Genomic DNA, 16,744 nt, shown 5'->3' with positions numbered 1-16,744 from the left:
CTTCGGCCGGATCCAAAAAGGTTGCGGAATGGTCACACCCTTTCTTTCGACAGAAGGTTTTCCATAAATTGCAACCGCTAAAGTTGTTGCGATGACGTGTCGGGATGTTATCTCTGCGTCAGGTTGAATCATTGAGGGGACGAGGGATGAAAAAGTTGGGGGCGATTTTGCTGATGGCTCTTTTGAGCGCATGTGCAAAGCCATCTGACGGACCGACCGCAGGCAATATTCGGTCTGCGACTTTACCGCGAACCAACGAGAAAATCCCCGTCATCGAGCTGGCTAACGCATCGGCAGCCACGGTTTCCGCCGCAAGTACACAGAACGCCTCCGGGCCCGGCCTTACCGCGCTTCGCAACACCGGTTACAACGCTCAGAGGTTGCGGCGCGGCGACGTTATCGACATTACCGTGCTGGATACGGGAGAAGACGGACTTTTCTCCCCGACACAGAGCAAGACGCTTAATCTCGGCCGCTTTACAGTGGATCAGAGCGGCTCGGTGAATATTCCCTTTGTTGGCAAACAGAGGGTTGTTGATTCCACACCGGAAGGGCTGCAATCGCAGGTCGTTGCCGGCCTCAAGGGGTCGGCCGTGAATCCGCAGGCCGTCGTTACTGTCGTTGATAAGCCGACGAGCGCCGTCATGCTCAGCGGCGCGGTGAAAAATCCCGGAAAGATCGTGCTCACCGCCCGGCAGGAGCGGGTGCTCGATGCGCTCAATCAAGCAGGTGGCCCTACTGTCGCTGCGGGCGCGGCCACGGTCACCGTCGTTCGCGGCTCGCAAAGGGCCAGCGTGCCTCTTGACCGCGTCATGCGGGAAGACCGTCAGAACATCCGCCTGTCACCGGATGATCAGATCATGATCGATGGCGACGCGGCGAGCTACACCGCACTCGGTGCCTTCAAGAGTGCCGGTGAATTCCAGTTTGAAGCCGGAAAGCTGACCCTTGCGCAGGCCGTCGGCCGCGCCGGTGGCTTGCTGGATGACCGCGCAGACGCGCGCAATGTCTATGTCTTCCGCAATGAGATTGTTCAGGTTCCAGCCGCAAGGATACCGGGCGCGAAAGGTCCGGTCGCGACGGCCACGACCATGCGGCCTGTGATATATCACGTCAACATGCGCGACGCTTCCAGCATCGCACTCATGCAGCTCTTCCAGATGCAGAAGGGTGATGTGCTCTATGCCAGCAACGCGCCGCTGGTGGATTCGGCCAAGCTGCTGACCGTGTTCCAGAAGAGTGTGCCGACTGCGGCGGCGCCGCTTCCCGGCGGCGGCAACTGACCAATGAGGCGTTACAGAAGCTGTAAAGCTTCCATTGCCGATTGTGGGCGCAAAGCGGGATCATAATGGCAACAGGCGTCCGCAAGATCTGCGAGGCATTGCGGTGATTGTGCCTTATCCGTCTCGATTAGCCGCCTGGCGAGCCGTCCCACGGCATATATATCCTGATCCGGCTTTGCAGGTGCGCCTTGCATCTGTTCCGGCGGCGAAAATTCAGTTGAGGCAGCAAAGCGCAGGCCCTGTCCGGCGTGTTTACGACCAATCTGCAGGGCGATGCCGAAGTCGCCCAGTCTTGCCGTTTCGAACTTACCATCCGACAGCAGAATATTGGCGGGCGTGACGTCGCAGTGCACATATCCAAATGCATGCACTGCACTCAGCGCTTGCAGCACGCGGCGAAGGATCACGATCGCCTCCGAGGCGGCAATCGGTTGCGCAGATATGATCGATGCCAGTGAGTGCGCAAACCACGGCTGCAACAGACCCGGCCGACCATCGGGTAACCGCAAAAGGGCGGACGTTTCCACAAGGCAGGGATGGCGCAGCGCGACCCCGATCTCGGCCTCGTCCCATAAACGGTGCAGCAAAACGGTGTCGTCCCTGCGGGCAGGCGGCACGGTTTTAAGCGCGTGCAGCGAGCCGAGATCGCGGTGGCGCAATTGGAGCAAAAGTGTCGTCTCGCTCTGGTAAGCTGTGAAATTCACGGCAAAGCTGTCCGCAATCCAGTCCGGTTTTTCGCCAGAAACATCTGGTAATTTTCGATCCAGCGCATTTCGGATCTGGTCGATCAGGTCTTGCTGCTCCTGATAGCTTCTTTGCCGCGTGCCCTCATGGCGGATGCTTCGCCAAAGGTCGGAAAAGCGGGCGGCTACCTCCGGATAGGCAAGTTCATTGTTCACGCCGGTTTCCAATCACAATAGCGCTTATATTCTCGCGGGCGTTTTCGATGAGAGCTTCCTGGACCAGGGCATTGGCGCAATCCTTGACCGGGGTGTTGAAGACGATCTCGGCGATGGCGCGGTCCCGGAGGATCTGCACCAGCGGGTAACTGCACAGCAGGACCCTGTCCTGCAAACCCCACTCCTCGAAAACGATGTCCGGCCGGAACTGCTGGGAAAGCCCGACACATTGCGAGAGTTGCTTTTTCATGCCGACAACGACGTGATCGCGCGAAAGCTGGTGCATGGTGCCGTTTTTCAGGAGATAGGCGCGCGCATCACCAGACCACAGGACGCTCAGCCTGCGCGAGATGATCGAAGCTATGACGACGCTGGCCATCGGCCTGACATCGGCACCGGTCGTCTGGCGGGAGAGGAGCAGGCTGTTGATTGTGCCAAGCCTTCCCCTGATCTGTTGCGCCATCATCTCCGGGTTTTCGGCATCTGGCGTTTCCGCAAGAATATTCGTGGCGAGACGGGCGGCCTCTGCAGCGCTGTGCGAATCACCTTGTCCATCCGCTATGGCGAAGAGGGAAGGTGTCTGGGAAACGAAAAGAGCGTCCGCATTCAGGGAAAGCCGCGTTCCAGGGTGTGTGGCATAGCTGTAGGTCACAGATGACGGCTGTTTCGCTGCCGGCCCACTCGCTGGCGCCACGGGCGGCATTTGCTGTTTTGTTTCCTCGTGCGCCGTTGCTGGAATTGGCGCTGGCGTTGAACGGTCCTCGCCGCCTTTGCCCGGCATGTCGCTAAAGAGACGCAGGAAATCGGAGGCTTTGGGTTTGCCGTCAAATTTGAGGCCGCGGGCACGACGGCTGATGGGATCGATATACCACCAGAGGCTCGTCGGCATACGGCCGCGCACCATTTCCGGCACATCCTCCTCTTCCCGCGATTTTGGCAGACGTAGTTTTTTGATCGAAGTAATAAACCGGGAGATGTCGAAATCGCGGGTCATCGATGTCTCCGCCAGCGCCTCCGCGGCCATGAACCAGGTGTCGTCGAGATAGAGGCTTCGTGGATGTTCGCGGAAGCCATTGAGCTGCGCGATGATGGCGAGCGGATATTTGCGTCCCACCCGGTCCGCACTCGGCACCAGTACACCGACATAGGCGCAGTTTCCCCATATGCCGCGCTCAATGATGAAGCGTATGGGTGGCGACGAAGAGAATATTTCGGGCCATCGGCCCGTAAACATATCCGCACCGGCGTGCATGCCGGATCGCATCCAGCCGTCAAAGGTACCGATCAATTCCCGCTCGAGCCCATCGGAGATGAAATCGCCATGACTTGGGACCTTGCCGAAGAAACCGATGCGATCGCTTTCCGTCGCCGTTTGCGTGGACCTTGATGCCTGATCGGCCATCAGTTGCGATGACCCGCTGTCGGTGTCGTGCCTGCCTTCATTCTAATCCCCTCCTTTGAAACTCACCATTCCGTTCCGTCCCTAGAACTGCGCGGGGCAGGCGAAGCTGGCAATTGCATCCAGCTTGAACGGATTGAGAACCGAGCCGAACTGAATATCGAATTCGGCAGCCTGTCCGCCATTCTCAAACCGCACCCGCAGCAGATCACCCGACTGGTTCTCGATATCGGCACCGTCGAACAGGCGGAAGGGCGACCAGTCGCCATTTTCGGTTTTGGCCTGCTGCCAGCCGCCGGGCTGGAAGGCGATGCGTGACAGGCTTGCCGTGTTTTCGCGCGAAGGCCAGGTGATCGATTTCGCCTGGATCGGACCATGATAATAAACGACCCGCTCGCCCTCGATCTCCAGCATCACCGCGCTGGAGGCATTGGTGAGGGAGACGGGTTTGACATTGATCGAAACCGCCGGCGTCTCGCTACCATTCGGGAAAAAGGCGCGCGAAATCTTGTCGGCATTTTCGAACTGGGCGACGGCGCTGCTGGGAAGGCCGGCCGCGCCAAAGGTACCCTTCCAGCTCCATGGGGTCGTCGTCTTGTCGACAAACGGTTCCATGCGCTGTTTGAAGAAAGTCTGGAAAACCCCTGCCGGCCCGAAGAGACGCGTGAAATCCGCAATGGCGACATCGCGCGCGGAGGTCCGGTCGAAGGGATAACGACCGGTGACGATCGAAGAGCACAGGGAGGCTGAATCTGATGTCCAGAGTTCGGCGATGCGGCTGCGAGCGGACTTCACTGCGAGCGAGCCGACATCCGCCGCCACGCCTGCCACCCAGACGTCGAGCGGTGCCGGCAATTCGCGGGCCTGCTGCAGCAGGTCCTGATTGGCCTTGGTGAGCTGGCTGTCCACGTCGAACACCTTGGCGACTTCATCGGAGGTTGTTGCCGAGCGGGCAAGCTGTTCGTTCAGCAGCTTGAAATGCGCGAGCAACTGTTCCGACGGCGAACCACCGGTCTTGTCGCCATTGGCCTGCTCGCCCGTTGTGGCTGCGCCTTTTGTCGCCAGCATGTCGCGCAGTCTCGCATAGGGATCGGACGCATTCACCGAGGCCACCATAACGGCTGTGGTTGCGTCGCCTCCCGCAGTGGAGGCGAGGGTGGCGGGGTTTGCTCCGGGGCGGAGATCGGTCGCCTCCGTGATCGATCTGGCGGCCTCCATCACTATATTGCGCTCATTGGCGAGCGGACGAGTGGTTTCCACTGCGTCGCCGAGGGTCTGGGACGGTTTGACCCGAAGGTCGGCCAGCATATCAGCCCATTTTTTCTCAAACCGGTCGAAATAGATTTGCAGCGCGGCCTGCGCCACCTGCTCCACGGTCGCGCCCTTGATGGCATCATCAGAACCGCGCACCCAGCCTTCGGAAAGCGCGATGCGGGCGGCATGAGCGACTTGCGGAATGACGACACGGTGATATCCATCCGCAGTGAAGAGGCCCTCTATGCCCTCCGCCATAGGCGCTTTGCTGCGACGCTCGAAAGCCCGCTCCCCCAGAGGACCGAAAGCCGCCGCGGGTGTCCATTCCATCAATTCGCGCACCTGCGGAAGACCGGCGAGAATATCGTAGGCGCGTGTGCTAATCGCTTGATCGCGGATCGTTTCGCGGGCGGTAGCGATGAGCCGCGCATCGAGCTCGATCGGTGCAAGCACGCCGTTGGCCAGCGCCTTTGCGTGCTGGTCCAGCGCTTCTCGCACCGCAGCCCTTCCATCACCAGGGTAAAGCGATGCGAACATCTGATGCGTCTGCACGGTCAGGAAATCGCGGTCCAGTGCACCCATCCCGCCCAGCATTCCATAGAGTTTCAGCGAATTGAACGTGCGGGTGACATCCTTCTCGTCCTTAAGCTGCTTTTGCAGCTGCACGATCATGCGCGGCAGCAGCAGGGCGTTGAGCGCGCGCTGATAGGCATCACGCTGGCGCCCGGCAATCTTTTCTTCCTGATCGAGACCGAAGCTGACATTCCACATGCGTTCGCGGGCAAAGCCGGAATTGGCATCGCGCAGATTGTCGAGCGCGGGGAGGATGCGCAGGAAATCCGCATCTGCGACGTCTCGTACGGGAATTCCCTGAACGAGCTGCTCATAAGCGCCAAGTTTGCGATCCGCTTCGGCGAGCGCCTGTGTATTGGCGAAATAGGTGAAAATCCAGCCAGTGAAGACAATGGCGACCGCCGCGGCGGATGCGCCATAGGCAATGCGGCGCACCAGCAATTGCCGCCCGGAAAGGCGTTTGTCGCGCATCACCAATGCGGCTTCGGGAAAGATGACATCCTTGAACAGCCGCGAGAGGAAGTAGCTCCGGCGGGTTTTGGGGGCTGCGGGAGATCTTTCCGTTTCCGGCTGCGTTCCCGACGCTAAATAAACGCCGCGCAGAAGCGGGGGCTCAATGAGAGGCGAACTTGCGCAAAGCTCGGCAAGCGCTTCATGCAGGCGGTCCTTCAGACGCGCCAGCTCGGCCGGAAAACGGAAGATACGTCCGCGTATCTCCGCATTCTGTTCCTGCTGCAGGCGTTCGATCAGCATGGCATCGACCCGCTGCTGCAGCAGCTCGAATTCTTCCGTCAGGCGCTGCGGCAGGTTCTCGGCGGAGTAGCTCTCATCCAGCTTGAAGGTTGTGCCCCAAACCTGCTGGCGATCGGTCTTGTTGAAACCGTCGAAAAACTCCACGAAACCATGCAGCAGATCGGCCTTCGTCAGAACGATATAGACCGGGACCCGAGCGCGCAGATATTCGTCGAGTTCCGAAAGCCGCTGACGGATGGAGCGCAGTTCCTGCCGCTGTTCTTCGGGATCACGGTTGAGCAGATCGGGGATGGATAGGGTAACCAATGCGCCGTTGATCGGCTGCGAACGGCGATATCGCCTCAGGAGGCTGAGAAAACCTTCCCAGCCGGCCTTTGAGGATCCGTCGAGATCGTCCTGCGTGGTATAGCGGCCGGCGGTGTCTATCAGGATCGCCTCATCGGCGAACCACCAGTTGCAGTTGCGCGTTCCGCCAATGCCCTTCACCGCATTTTCGCCGAGCGCATCGCCAAGCGGAAATTGCAGGCCGGAATTGGTGAGTGCCGTCGTCTTGCCGGAACCGGGGGCGCCGAAGATCACATACCAGGGCAGGTCGTAAATATAACCGAAGCGCTTTTTCGTGACGCGTCGCAAGAGAGCGAGCGCTTCCTTCAGGCGTGTCTGGATTTCGCCGATTTCCGCCTGCCGATTGGCCAGCGCCTCGCGCTCGATACTGTCGACGAGTTCCTTGTCCTGCTTGCGTCCGCGGTAGATCGTGACGACGATGTAGACCAGCCAGATGGCGACGATGATGCCGATGGCGATGAGCCGGGCCTGCACCGTTCCAAGCGGCTTGAAATCGCCGAGCGCAATCAGATAGCCGTAGAACCAGATGACGACGCAGAGCGCTATCACCCATAAAAGCGACAGGAAACGTCGTCCGACGAGGGCCGCATAGCTCTCGACATAGGAGCGGATCGTATAAAAATAGCTCAATGGATTCATGGCTGGGTCTCTCCCGGCTGCTGTCCCGGACTGTTCTGTATGGGCGGCGAGAGAATGCCGGCATCGCTCAGTTTTTCATCGGGATTGGTCAGGACCATGATTTCTGTTCTGCGGTTTATCTGACGGCCTTCTTCCGTCTTGTTGTCGGCGATCGGGTCGCTGTCGGCCCGGCCTTCGGTCAGGATTGCTTCAGGGCCGGTGAATTGGGAAAGAATGTCTCCAACGGCCTTGGCGCGCGCCTCGGAAAGGTGCCAGTTCGATGGAAACTCCACCGTCTTGATCGGCACGGTGTCGGTATAACCGATGACCACCGCACGAAATTTCTCAGCCGCAAGCGCGCCGCCGATACGCTGGATGAGATCGCGGAACTGCGGGCTGACATCGGCGCTGCCTGTCGTGAAAAGGCCCGAATTGTTGATGCGAACCCGCAGCCGCCCGTTCACATCCGCAAGGGTCACGAGCTTCCTGTCGACTTCTGGCTGCAGGAAGGCCATCAGCTTTTCAAGCCGGGAGGGTTGTCTCGGCTCCACGATTTTGGGTGGATCAACGACGCGGGGAGTTTCCACTTCAATTGGCGGCGGCGTTGGTGCAGGAGGGCTTGCGATCAACACGCTCGGTGTTTCGTTCGGCGGCAGATGAGCAAGTCTTTCGAAGGTGACATCGGATGCGCTGTTGAGCGACAGCGTGAAGAAGAGATAACCGAGCGCGAAGGCGAGCGCCATCAGCGACAGCATGGTCCAGAGCGCCGCCATCGCGCGCAATGGCGTATGTCGGGCATCGACACCTTTCCAATGCGGAGAAAGCTCCCGTTCGAAGGCGCCATATTGGCCGATCAGCGTTTTGTAGAGGCTGTCGCGGATGCGTGAAAGCTCGAGCGCTCCTTTCGGTGAAACGCGGGTTCGTCCTTCGAAAGCCAGCGACAAGCACAGATAGATCAGAAGCAGCAGATCCTTGTTGGTGCCGGGCGACTGGTGGAAATGGTCGAGAATGTCGAAAACCCTGTCGCCCCCAGTGACGTCATTGTGGAACGTGGAAACGAGCCCGGAGCGCGCCCAGCCTGCCCGCACACCCCAAGGCTTGCTGAGAACGACGTCATCGACCGTCGCGCAGACGACATAATGCGCAGCCCTTGCCCGCTCGGGGCTAATGCGGGCGGAGGCGAGGTCGCGTTCATAGCGTGTAATTGCTTCAACGCAGGCGCGGCGAAGCTGGTCGGGATCCGGCTCGGCATCGCTGAAGCGCAGCAGATGTGCGAGGTTGAGAAGGGGAGCTGCCGATTGCACAAGTGTCGGAACCTCCTCGCCGCCGAAGTGGAAACCGGTCAGCAGCTGTTCGACCGGCATGGCAGTCGCCTTTGCCCTGCTGGGGCCTGCCGGCTCGTCGGTCTCGACGATGTCCTCCAGGATTGCCGCCATGTTGCGGGCGTTCTGGTTGCGCCGGCGACTTTCCTCGGTGATCTCGACCACCGTTGGCAAGTCTTGCCAGGAAGAGGGGTTTTCCGTGCTCATTCGCGTAATGCCCACATTTCCATTTCAAGCCCGGGAAATTCTCCCGCCAGATGCAGGGCAATCGCCCCTGAAGTATCGAGCTGTTTCCAGAGCGGCGACTGCGTGTCGATCTCGAAATAAACGGTGCCGGATCGATAGGGTAGTTGCCGCGGCAGAACCGGCAGGGACCGCACGGGAATACCCGGCAGTGCCACATTAACCAGTTCGGAAATCCGTTCCACCGGACCGACCTTGATCTGTGCCGGCAGGCGGCGGCGAATATCCTCGGCAGCCATATCCGCCCGCACGGCAAGCACGAAGCCGGCGTCGCGCAGAAGCGTGCGGTCGTGGATAGTGCCGACGCGGACGCCATGACGGCGTTCCACCAGTTCGATTGCGACGGCCGCCTGTTCCAGAACCGCAGACAGCGAGGTACGCAGATCATCAAACACAGCGCCGAAGGTGGCTTTCAGATCGTCGTGTCGATAGGGCGGGAAATCTGTCGCCCGCTTTCTATCCGTGGTGAAGGTGGCGAGCTCGCCGGCAAGCTGGATGCAGTCTTCGTAAAAGCGGATGGGATGAAAACGCGTAGCGTTGGCACAGCGATGCGCCAGTAGCGGATCGGCCCGGTTGAGGATCTGCAGCAGGAAATAATCGCCCACTTCCGCCGTCCCCCGGATCGTCGGATCACCGATGCGTTCGGCGATCGCCTGGGCGCGGTGGCGCACGATCCCAAGAAGCTCAGTCAGCAATTCGTTGAGACGGGGCGCTGCCGCGCAGCTGAGGCTTGGAGGGATGAAATCAGGATCGAGAATGACCGCACGGTCGGAGCGGACTTCGATTACCCGCGCCAGCCCGATGAGTTCATAACCGGAAAGATCGTCACCGGTCTTGAGGAACTTCAGGCTCAGGCGGCCGACATCAATCGGGGCCACGAAATCCGTCTCCATATTGGTATCGGAGACTTCATAGGTGGATGCGGTGAAACGCACATTGTTGGTGTCGTTGTGGCCGCTGGCGGACATGTCGGCCTTACCCGGCTGCCGGGCCGGCAGGGCGAGATAGATGATGGCATTTTTGACGCTTTCGTCGAGATCGAGCGGCGGCGGCAGGTCGGAATCCTCAGGCGCCTCGAAGGGCGTGCCGTCGGGAAGGATGCCGCGCAGGTTCGACAGAGCGAATTGCCCTATCGACAAGGCGCTGCGATCGACCCCGATCTCAACGATCCCCCACGGATAGGGCGAAAGGTTGCGTGTGGTGTTGCGCACCAGGCGTTCGGTCCAACGGTCGGACTGCTGAAAATGCTGGACGCGAAGAAACATGCCCTCGCTCCAGGCTACACGGTTCTCATGTCTCATCGTGGTCATTTACCCCCTTGGCATCGGCTGTGGCCGCGTCAGTCTGCCGTACCGGCGCGGCTTCACCACGCGCTGCGCGCTGCAGGAACTGCCTGACCGGCAATGGACGGCCGTTTTCTTCAAATTGCTTTTTGTAGGCGGACCAGTAGTCTGTTTTGATGATCAGCCCCTGCCAGTCCCGGCGGCCGATCTTTGCCCGGAAATCGTTGCCGGCATCGACAGACGCCTCGATAAACCTCGGCTCGAGCCTTTGCGTGCAACCATGGATCAAAGTTTCGAGCGCGTAGGCAAGTTGCCGCTGCTGGCGGATGAGCCTTTCCATCCGCTCGCTCAGGGAGGCTGACGAACCTTGGCCAGCGTGCTCGCTCTCGAGGTCGAGAACGGCTAGACAATCGGCGCTTTCCTGCTCCAGCGTGGTTAGAAGATCACCAATCTCCGGCGCGGTAGAAACGCCTGCAGCCGATGCGTTTTCCACTCGTAAGTTTTCTTCTGTCTCCGGGAAAACATTGTCGAAATCTTCGCTGCGGGCGGTCGAAACGGGACGAGAGATCATGACGGGCGTGTTTAGCGCGTCGGTATGTTCGTGCTCGCTGCTTGCAACCGGCTCCTCATCCCAGTTATCAGGAAGAATGGCACTTATTCCATGCGCCGCGGGCGGTTCGCTCCAGCCGATCTCGACATTTCGCGAAATGGATTTCGCCTTCCGTTTGGCGCCCTCCCGCCATGTTTCGGACCAGTCGTCGACAGAGGCAGTGTTGCCCATCATGCCGCCGGCCGAACGGCCGTTCGGGGCGATGTCCGCAAGGATCGCCGAAATGGTCAGCGGCTCGTCGCTCATTCGCAGGGATGCGTCGGGGTCGGAAAAATCCAGTTCGGCATCGCCGCTGATGGCGACCTGAAAAACCTGCCCGCCAATGTTGATTTGCGAACCGTCGCGGAGACGTGCGCTTTCGCCTTCGAGCAGAAGGCGGCCATCGACCAGCGTGCCATTCGCGCTCTGGTCCATTATCGTGAAGCCTTCGCCATCGCGGTTGAGTGTACAGTGCAGCTTGGAAACGCGCCGTTCATTGTCGTCGATCTGCCAGTCGCATTCCCGCGAACGGCCAATGACGCGGCGGCCGCGCTCGAAGGTCCACTGACTGGCTCTTGCTGCTCCGATATTGCGTGTGTCCTTGAGTGCAAGCTTCATATCCATGCCCCCTCACGCGGAAATCGCCGAGCCTTCCCGCTCGGTCACCACAGCGTCAGCGCTGTCTTGTTGGGCGGGTGCCACGCGAGCCCAGCTGTTCCAGCCGAGACGGGCGGGAGCATCGGACTGGCCGAGGCGGCAAAAGGGAATGTCCTCCTTTTTCAGGATCACCTGCACATCGAAGTGCAATGCGCTTCCGACGAACAGGCGTGTCAGAGAAAATATTTCCGCAAGCCGTTTCGAACCGGGCGTGAGGGCAAGGTAATCCGCATAGGCGACAGGGCCGATCACGACCCGGAAGCCGCCGCTCATATCTTCGACAGCGCTTCCCGCTGTCGAGTTCTGTCCGAGCCTCAGTCCTGATGCCTGCCCGAGCTGGCTTTGTTCGTGAAGCGGTAAAGCCACCCAACGCCGGCGAAACTGTTCGATATGGACCGGACGTCCCGTGAATTCGCAAAGCATTGATGTCAGGGCCGAAACATTGCGGTTGCGGCCGGCCAGAAGACCGCTGAAACGCAGGAGCGCGTCTTCGCTCACGCCTGCTTTCTCGACCAGACCGGCAGTGCGGAACCCGATGAGGGCGAGCAGTGTTTTGCGGAAACCGTTGTCCCTCTGATCGGCCGACCAGCGCAAACCCCTTGCAAGACGGTATTTTTCCGTCGCGGATACAAACAGCTCGCTGAACCTTGCCGCAAAAAGGTTGAAGAAGCTGGCCAGCGCGCCCGAACGATTGCGTTCTTCCCGTTGCAGCAGTTCGCCGTATGCCGGCGGTAGCGAACCAAGCGGGCCGACGATGGGCGCGAAAGCTGATTTCAGTTCGGCATGACCGCGCTTGCGGCTGAAACCGCTGACTGCAAGCGGTGTCGGCTGTATTCCACCATGGGCGCCGATGACGATCCCGTCATCCGCCGAAACGAACTGGGCGACGCGAAACGCGGTTGCAGGGTCAAAACGGCCGGGATCGTTGCTGAGAAGCGCCGCCTGTCTGTCTTTGATGGTTGGCGTCTGCTGTTCCATACCCGTCTCCTAAAGCAGCGGCCGGTCGGCCGCGCGGGCTGGCCAGCGGGCAATCGGTTTGGAGTGGCCTCGCATCGTCGCCGTCAGTCGCGTGAAACTGTTGATCGAGGTGTAGAGCCCGAAGAAATGGTTGAGGACGCCGGCGAAAACAAATGCGGCAGGTCGCGCGATCAGTGCCGGGTCAAACTCCACCGTGATATCTGTTCCCGGTACCATGGCCGAGCCAATCCGGGCATGAGAATTCTGCGCCTCGACATGGCTGATCGCCTCCACGATCTGTCGGGTTTCCGGGCTGTCCCTGAAGGAATACAGTGACAGAATGTCCTTCAGCGGTGCACCGCCGTTGTCGCTGAGCGAGAGATGGTTGAGGAGAAGATGTGAGATCAGCCGCCACTCGCGTGCCGAACGCTCGTTGACGCGGATCGCCTCCGTCGGAGGCATCAGTGCATGGATGGATTTCACCGCCTCGTTGCCGGTAGAAAGCTGCAGGAATGGGTGCCCGCCGCCAAAGGGAAGCTGGCTTGGCAGTTCGCGGTTGAGGCAAAGTGTATCGATGCTTGCCACCATGTCGAGCGGCCCAAGCGGGCCGCGCTTCTGATCCACGAAGGCGATGTCCGTATCGGAAGAGCCGTCATCATCGAACCGGCGCTGTATCTGCCAATAAACGTTTGCGCCATTATTGCGCTGTGTGCGACCAAAAAACGGAGACGTCTTCTCGGTCTGTCCGGAACGGCTGGTCAGTTGAACGTTTTCAACAGCATAGATCTCGCGCGTCCGCTGCCGCCGTGCATCCGGCAGCAACCTGTATTCCGTCCGCGTACCATCAAGACTGAGCGGTTCGCAACTTTGTTTGAACAGGTTGATCACCGGTGAGGCGTTCAACACAAAATCTCTGACCGACACCATGCGCTCAAGCCGCGTGTCCGCCGCATCCAGATAGATGTATAGCTCGCAGTCGCCGCCGCCCCATTTCTGCAGCCCGTCAATGTCGAGAAATAGAAATTTCTGCGGCAGCGCGAAGAATTCGGTGAGAAGCCGGTATCCATCAAAACTGTTGGCTGGATATGGCAGCATGGCTTGATCGCGAGAGTACCCGGACGGCGTAAGATTTCCGGCGGGCAGGAAAACGGCTTCCTTGTCCTCGGCGTGACGCGCAAGCGCCATGCCGACGCAATGGTTGGTCAAAAGCTCGTAAAGCGCTGTCGCCTGCTGCCACGCGGCGGACAGGAAAATCTGGAGTTTCGTCAGTCCCATTTCCGGGAAAGTACCGCCGCGCGGGGCCGTGCTGCGCAGCGAAAGCCTCAAACAGGCGGCCGTGCCGGCAAAGGACGCCGAAAAAGGGGCGTCGATCGGCTGACCGGTGAGCGTGGCGGCTGCGATCTCCAGTGGAACGATCTCGACGTCCTGCGTGGTGCGGAAACGGCAGCTTTCGCCGCCAACCGGTTCGGCGAGAATTTCGCTGTGGCGGGGAAGCGTCTGCACGGTTGCCAGCGCCGGGCTCGGAGCGAATTGCACGACGCTCATCGAAGGGATCGGGGCAAGATAATGCGGATAGAGCGTTTCCAGCAGACTGTCCGACAGTTCGGGGAATTCGTCATCCAGCTTCTGGCGCACCCGGGCGGCGGAATAGGCGAAACTCTGGATCAGACGCTCGACATGCGGATCGTCGGCAACGTCGCCCGTCATCCGCAGCCTGCCCGCGATCTTCGGAAACGCCGCCGCGAAACGAGATGCGCGCTTTCGCAGCGCAAAAAGCTCGTCATTGTACTTTTCGAGGAAGCCTTCAGCCATTCGTCGCCTCCACCAGGAATTGCTGCGTGGAAGGATCGATTCGGGATTCAAAGCTGATCGGCGGCATGCCTTCCTGTAGGCGGAAGCTTGCCTGTATGCGCATGCGAAGCGCCCGGTCACCATCCGTGCGGTTTTTCAGGATCGTCACATGCACGTCGGCAAGGCGTGTTTCGAACAGGGAAATCCGCCGCTCGATGCTGCGAGCGAGTCGCGCCTTGGAGGCATCCGTCACCAGATTGGCTGAAAGAATGCCGTCCACGCCGTAGCTTACGAGGGCATCGGACAGTTCCTTCAACGCAGCCGGCGGGCCGGCCGGGTTGCGGCGAGTATTGAGCAATGCCTCGAGGTCGCGGCGGATCACCTCGCGCATCTCGCGGGCCTGATCCTTCAGGCTGACGAGCATATCCGTTTCCGCATCCGGCGCGTCATCGAGCAGCCGGTCCAGAACCGAGCGCGACAGCGTCCTTTGCCGTGCGCGATATTGCTCCAGCGGATCAACCACGGGCGATCTGCCTTTCTTCGTCGGACAGGGCGGAAAGTGCGCCGATTTCGTGGAACGGCACAACATCGTCGCCAATCAGCAGGCAGCGTTGGCCGAGACCCGTTATCAGTGGTTCACCCTCACTCCAGTGCGTTTCTCGACCGAGAAGGAGGCCGACATCGTCGCCCGCACCGTGATAGATCGCAGGAAGCAGCACGGATGCGACTGCCCCGTCGCGCAACGTCAGTTCGGCGACGCGAAAGGCGAGGTCGCGCGGGCGGCTCATGGGGTCGATGCTGAGGCTCTCGATGCGTCCGTAATCGATCCAGAGATAACGTCCGCCGTTGGTCAGGACTTCCAGCGCATGCGGAACCCGATCGTCCAGATCGCGGATGTCGCCGGCGCTCTTGCCGTCGTGGCCGATTGGCACATTGCCGCGTTTTTCGTCGAGTTCATTCAACGCGTCTTTCGCGCCCTCGACATCGCCGCTCCGCGCGGCAATGTTCGCCCGGATGGCCAATTGGTCAAGTTCGGAGGGGCCGCCGGGGAAATCCGGTACGGCGCCGCTTTCAAACCACGCATTGCGTGCGGCCATGGCGCGCAGCTGGTGGCGGAAGAGGGAAAAACCGACGCTGTCCTGCGGTGAGAATGTTGCGGCCAGATTGCATTGCGCATCGGCCTTTTCATAGTCGCCGGCGAGGACCAGCAGATCGATGTAGAAATGGCGGCCATCCTTGTCGGTCGGCCTGGTTTTCACATGGTCCCGCGCGAGCCCGATTGCGTCTTGCAGCTGGTTGTCGTCCAGGAGGCGGGAAATTTCGTCGCGCAGCGTCATGCGGATATCCTTTGCGGCTCGGCCGAAGGCCGGGATGCGGCGGTGGCCGGCATCATGGTTTCGGCAATGAGGTGGAAGCTCGTGGAGACGTCATCGAGCTGGAAATGCGGCTGAAGGCGGACGGTACATGAGAATGTTCCGGGCTTGCCGGGAACCTCGAAGACATTGATCCCTGCAGAGCGCAGCGGATAGCGCGTGCGCAGCGCCGCCTCCGCATCGTCGTTGCCGAGCGTATAGGAGGAAAGCCAGCTTTCCAGTTTACGCTCGATGGTCGTGGCATCGCTGAGCTGGCCGATGTCATCGCGCATGATGACCTTGAGGTAATGCGAGAACCGGGAGGCACACAGAACATATTGCAGCATGGCAGCGAGGCGGGCGTTCTGCCTCGCCGCTTCGGTGGAGTAATGGCCGGGTGCATGCAGGGATTGGTTGGCGTTGAAGATCGCCATGCCGGAAAGATAGGTTGTGGAGACGGGTACGATGCCCAGATCGGAAAATTGCTGTTCCTGCCCAGTCGTCAGTTGCACTTCCACGGGCGGCTGGGCGGACAGGCCGTTGCTCTCGATGCCGAGATCAAGCGGTGGCAATTGTCGGGCAGAGAGCATGCCGCCATCCACGGCGTCCTGTGTCACACCGCGCAGATCCGCAAACCAGCCGGAATCGACGAAATTGCGCACCACAACCGTTGCGAAGGCAAAGGCGGCGTTGCCCCACAGCAGGGTCTCGCCGCTTTCCGCCACATGCTCGCGGAATGGAAATCCGTCATCCCGCCCGCGCGCATAGGGCCTGTAGGGGGAACGTAGCAAAACGCGCGGTGCGACAAGGCCTACGAAGCGTGAATCGTCGCGTGCGCGAAGCGCATTCCACCGCAGCCGCGATTTCTCCTGTTTCAGCCAGGAAAAGTCATGGACCCGGCTGAGCTCCGAAAAGTCCTGCAGCCCAACGGTGGAGGGCGAAGCCGCCGCTACGAAAGGGCAGAAGGCGGCCGCAGCCACCATGCCGATCTGTGACAGCGTTGTGATGGAATCGGCACCATCAAGATCATCAGGGGAAAAGGCGTAGTCACCGATCAGAAGGCCTACCGGTTCGCCGCCCGGCATGCCAAATTCGCGGTTATAGACGACCTCGAAAAGATGGCTCTGGTCGAAGTCGGTGGCGCGTTCTGTGTTGCGGGCAAGGTCGCGCCAGCTGGCGTTCAGCAGTTTCACCTTCACGTCGGTGCTGCGGCCCGCCTCGCGCACGACCATGGCAAGCCCGCGCCATCTCGCCTCCATCGCCTGAAAATCGGGATGGTGGAGAATAGCGTTCACCTGGCCGGTCAGCGCATCGTCGATGAGGGCGATGAGCTGGTCGGCGAAAATACGGGCGTCCGTGAAGGACTGATGCGCCATGAGTGTGCTCCGGATGATGAACGGGGCCGGGGTGGCTGAGCACCCCGCAC

The 16,744-nt window shown here is 60.3% G+C and carries 12 protein-coding genes; 1 reads left to right on the top strand and 11 read right to left on the bottom strand.

Annotated elements, in window-relative coordinates:
- Nucleotides 1–146 precede the first annotated feature (146 nt).
- The gene (locus AB4Z23_RS19115; protein ID WP_153793834.1) at nt 147–1,283 is read left to right on the top strand and encodes a polysaccharide biosynthesis/export family protein; all 1,137 of its coding nucleotides are present in this window, start codon (nt 147–149) and stop codon (nt 1,281–1,283) included.
- Between the two features lie 11 nt (nt 1,284–1,294).
- Here the strand turns inward: AB4Z23_RS19115 and AB4Z23_RS19110 are convergent, their stop codons facing one another.
- From AB4Z23_RS19110 to tssC, 11 genes are all read right to left on the bottom strand, one after another.
- Nucleotides 1,295–2,182 (bottom strand): protein kinase domain-containing protein, encoded by an 888-nt coding sequence (locus AB4Z23_RS19110; RefSeq protein ID WP_441360608.1) that lies wholly within the window; start codon nt 2,180–2,182, stop codon nt 1,295–1,297.
- Complete coding sequence (gene tagF / locus AB4Z23_RS19105; protein ID WP_441360607.1) at nt 2,172–3,584, bottom strand: type VI secretion system-associated protein TagF; 1,413 nt, start codon at nt 3,582–3,584, stop codon at nt 2,172–2,174. The genes AB4Z23_RS19110 and tagF overlap by 11 nt, the downstream gene beginning before the upstream one ends.
- 81 nt (nt 3,585–3,665) lie before the next feature.
- A complete protein-coding gene (gene tssM, locus AB4Z23_RS19100; RefSeq protein ID WP_441360606.1) occupies nt 3,666–7,145 on the bottom strand; it encodes a type VI secretion system membrane subunit TssM in 3,480 nt (1,159 codons plus the stop codon).
- Nucleotides 7,142–8,653 (bottom strand): type VI secretion system protein TssL, long form, encoded by a 1,512-nt coding sequence (tssL, locus tag AB4Z23_RS19095; protein ID WP_441360605.1) that lies wholly within the window; start codon nt 8,651–8,653, stop codon nt 7,142–7,144. The genes tssM and tssL overlap by 4 nt, the downstream gene beginning before the upstream one ends.
- Nucleotides 8,650–9,990 carry a type VI secretion system baseplate subunit TssK gene (tssK, locus tag AB4Z23_RS19090; protein ID WP_013760996.1) on the bottom strand — a complete coding sequence of 447 codons (1,341 nt, stop codon included), beginning with the start codon at nt 9,988–9,990 and terminating at the stop codon, nt 8,650–8,652. The genes tssL and tssK overlap by 4 nt, the downstream gene beginning before the upstream one ends.
- On the bottom strand, nt 9,980–11,185 hold the full coding sequence (locus AB4Z23_RS19085; protein WP_194842995.1) for a type VI secretion system-associated FHA domain protein: 1,206 nt from the start codon (nt 11,183–11,185) through the stop codon (nt 9,980–9,982). The genes tssK and AB4Z23_RS19085 overlap by 11 nt, the downstream gene beginning before the upstream one ends.
- A gap of 6 nt (nt 11,186–11,191) precedes the next feature.
- A complete protein-coding gene (tssG, locus tag AB4Z23_RS19080) occupies nt 11,192–12,196 on the bottom strand; it encodes a type VI secretion system baseplate subunit TssG (protein WP_441360604.1) in 1,005 nt (334 codons plus the stop codon).
- A 9-nt stretch (nt 12,197–12,205) separates the two neighbouring features.
- Entirely contained in the window at nt 12,206–13,987 is a 1,782-nt protein-coding gene (gene tssF, locus AB4Z23_RS19075; RefSeq protein WP_174051229.1) for a type VI secretion system baseplate subunit TssF, read from the bottom strand.
- Entirely contained in the window at nt 13,980–14,489 is a 510-nt protein-coding gene (gene tssE, locus AB4Z23_RS19070; protein ID WP_013760992.1) for a type VI secretion system baseplate subunit TssE, read from the bottom strand. The genes tssF and tssE overlap by 8 nt, the downstream gene beginning before the upstream one ends.
- On the bottom strand, nt 14,482–15,303 hold the full coding sequence (locus tag AB4Z23_RS19065) for a type VI secretion system accessory protein TagJ (protein ID WP_441360603.1): 822 nt from the start codon (nt 15,301–15,303) through the stop codon (nt 14,482–14,484). The genes tssE and AB4Z23_RS19065 overlap by 8 nt, the downstream gene beginning before the upstream one ends.
- Nucleotides 15,300–16,694 (bottom strand): type VI secretion system contractile sheath large subunit, encoded by a 1,395-nt coding sequence (tssC, locus tag AB4Z23_RS19060; RefSeq protein WP_065661993.1) that lies wholly within the window; start codon nt 16,692–16,694, stop codon nt 15,300–15,302. The genes AB4Z23_RS19065 and tssC overlap by 4 nt, the downstream gene beginning before the upstream one ends.
- Between the last annotated feature and the right edge of the window lie 50 nt (nt 16,695–16,744).

This window comes from Agrobacterium sp. MCAB5, from assembly GCF_052114365.1.
In the GTDB taxonomy this organism is placed as follows: Bacteria; Pseudomonadota; Alphaproteobacteria; order Rhizobiales; family Rhizobiaceae; genus Agrobacterium; species Agrobacterium tumefaciens.
The sequence above is the reverse complement of the archived record's forward strand: the minus strand, read 5'-3'. Positions and strand labels throughout refer to the sequence as shown.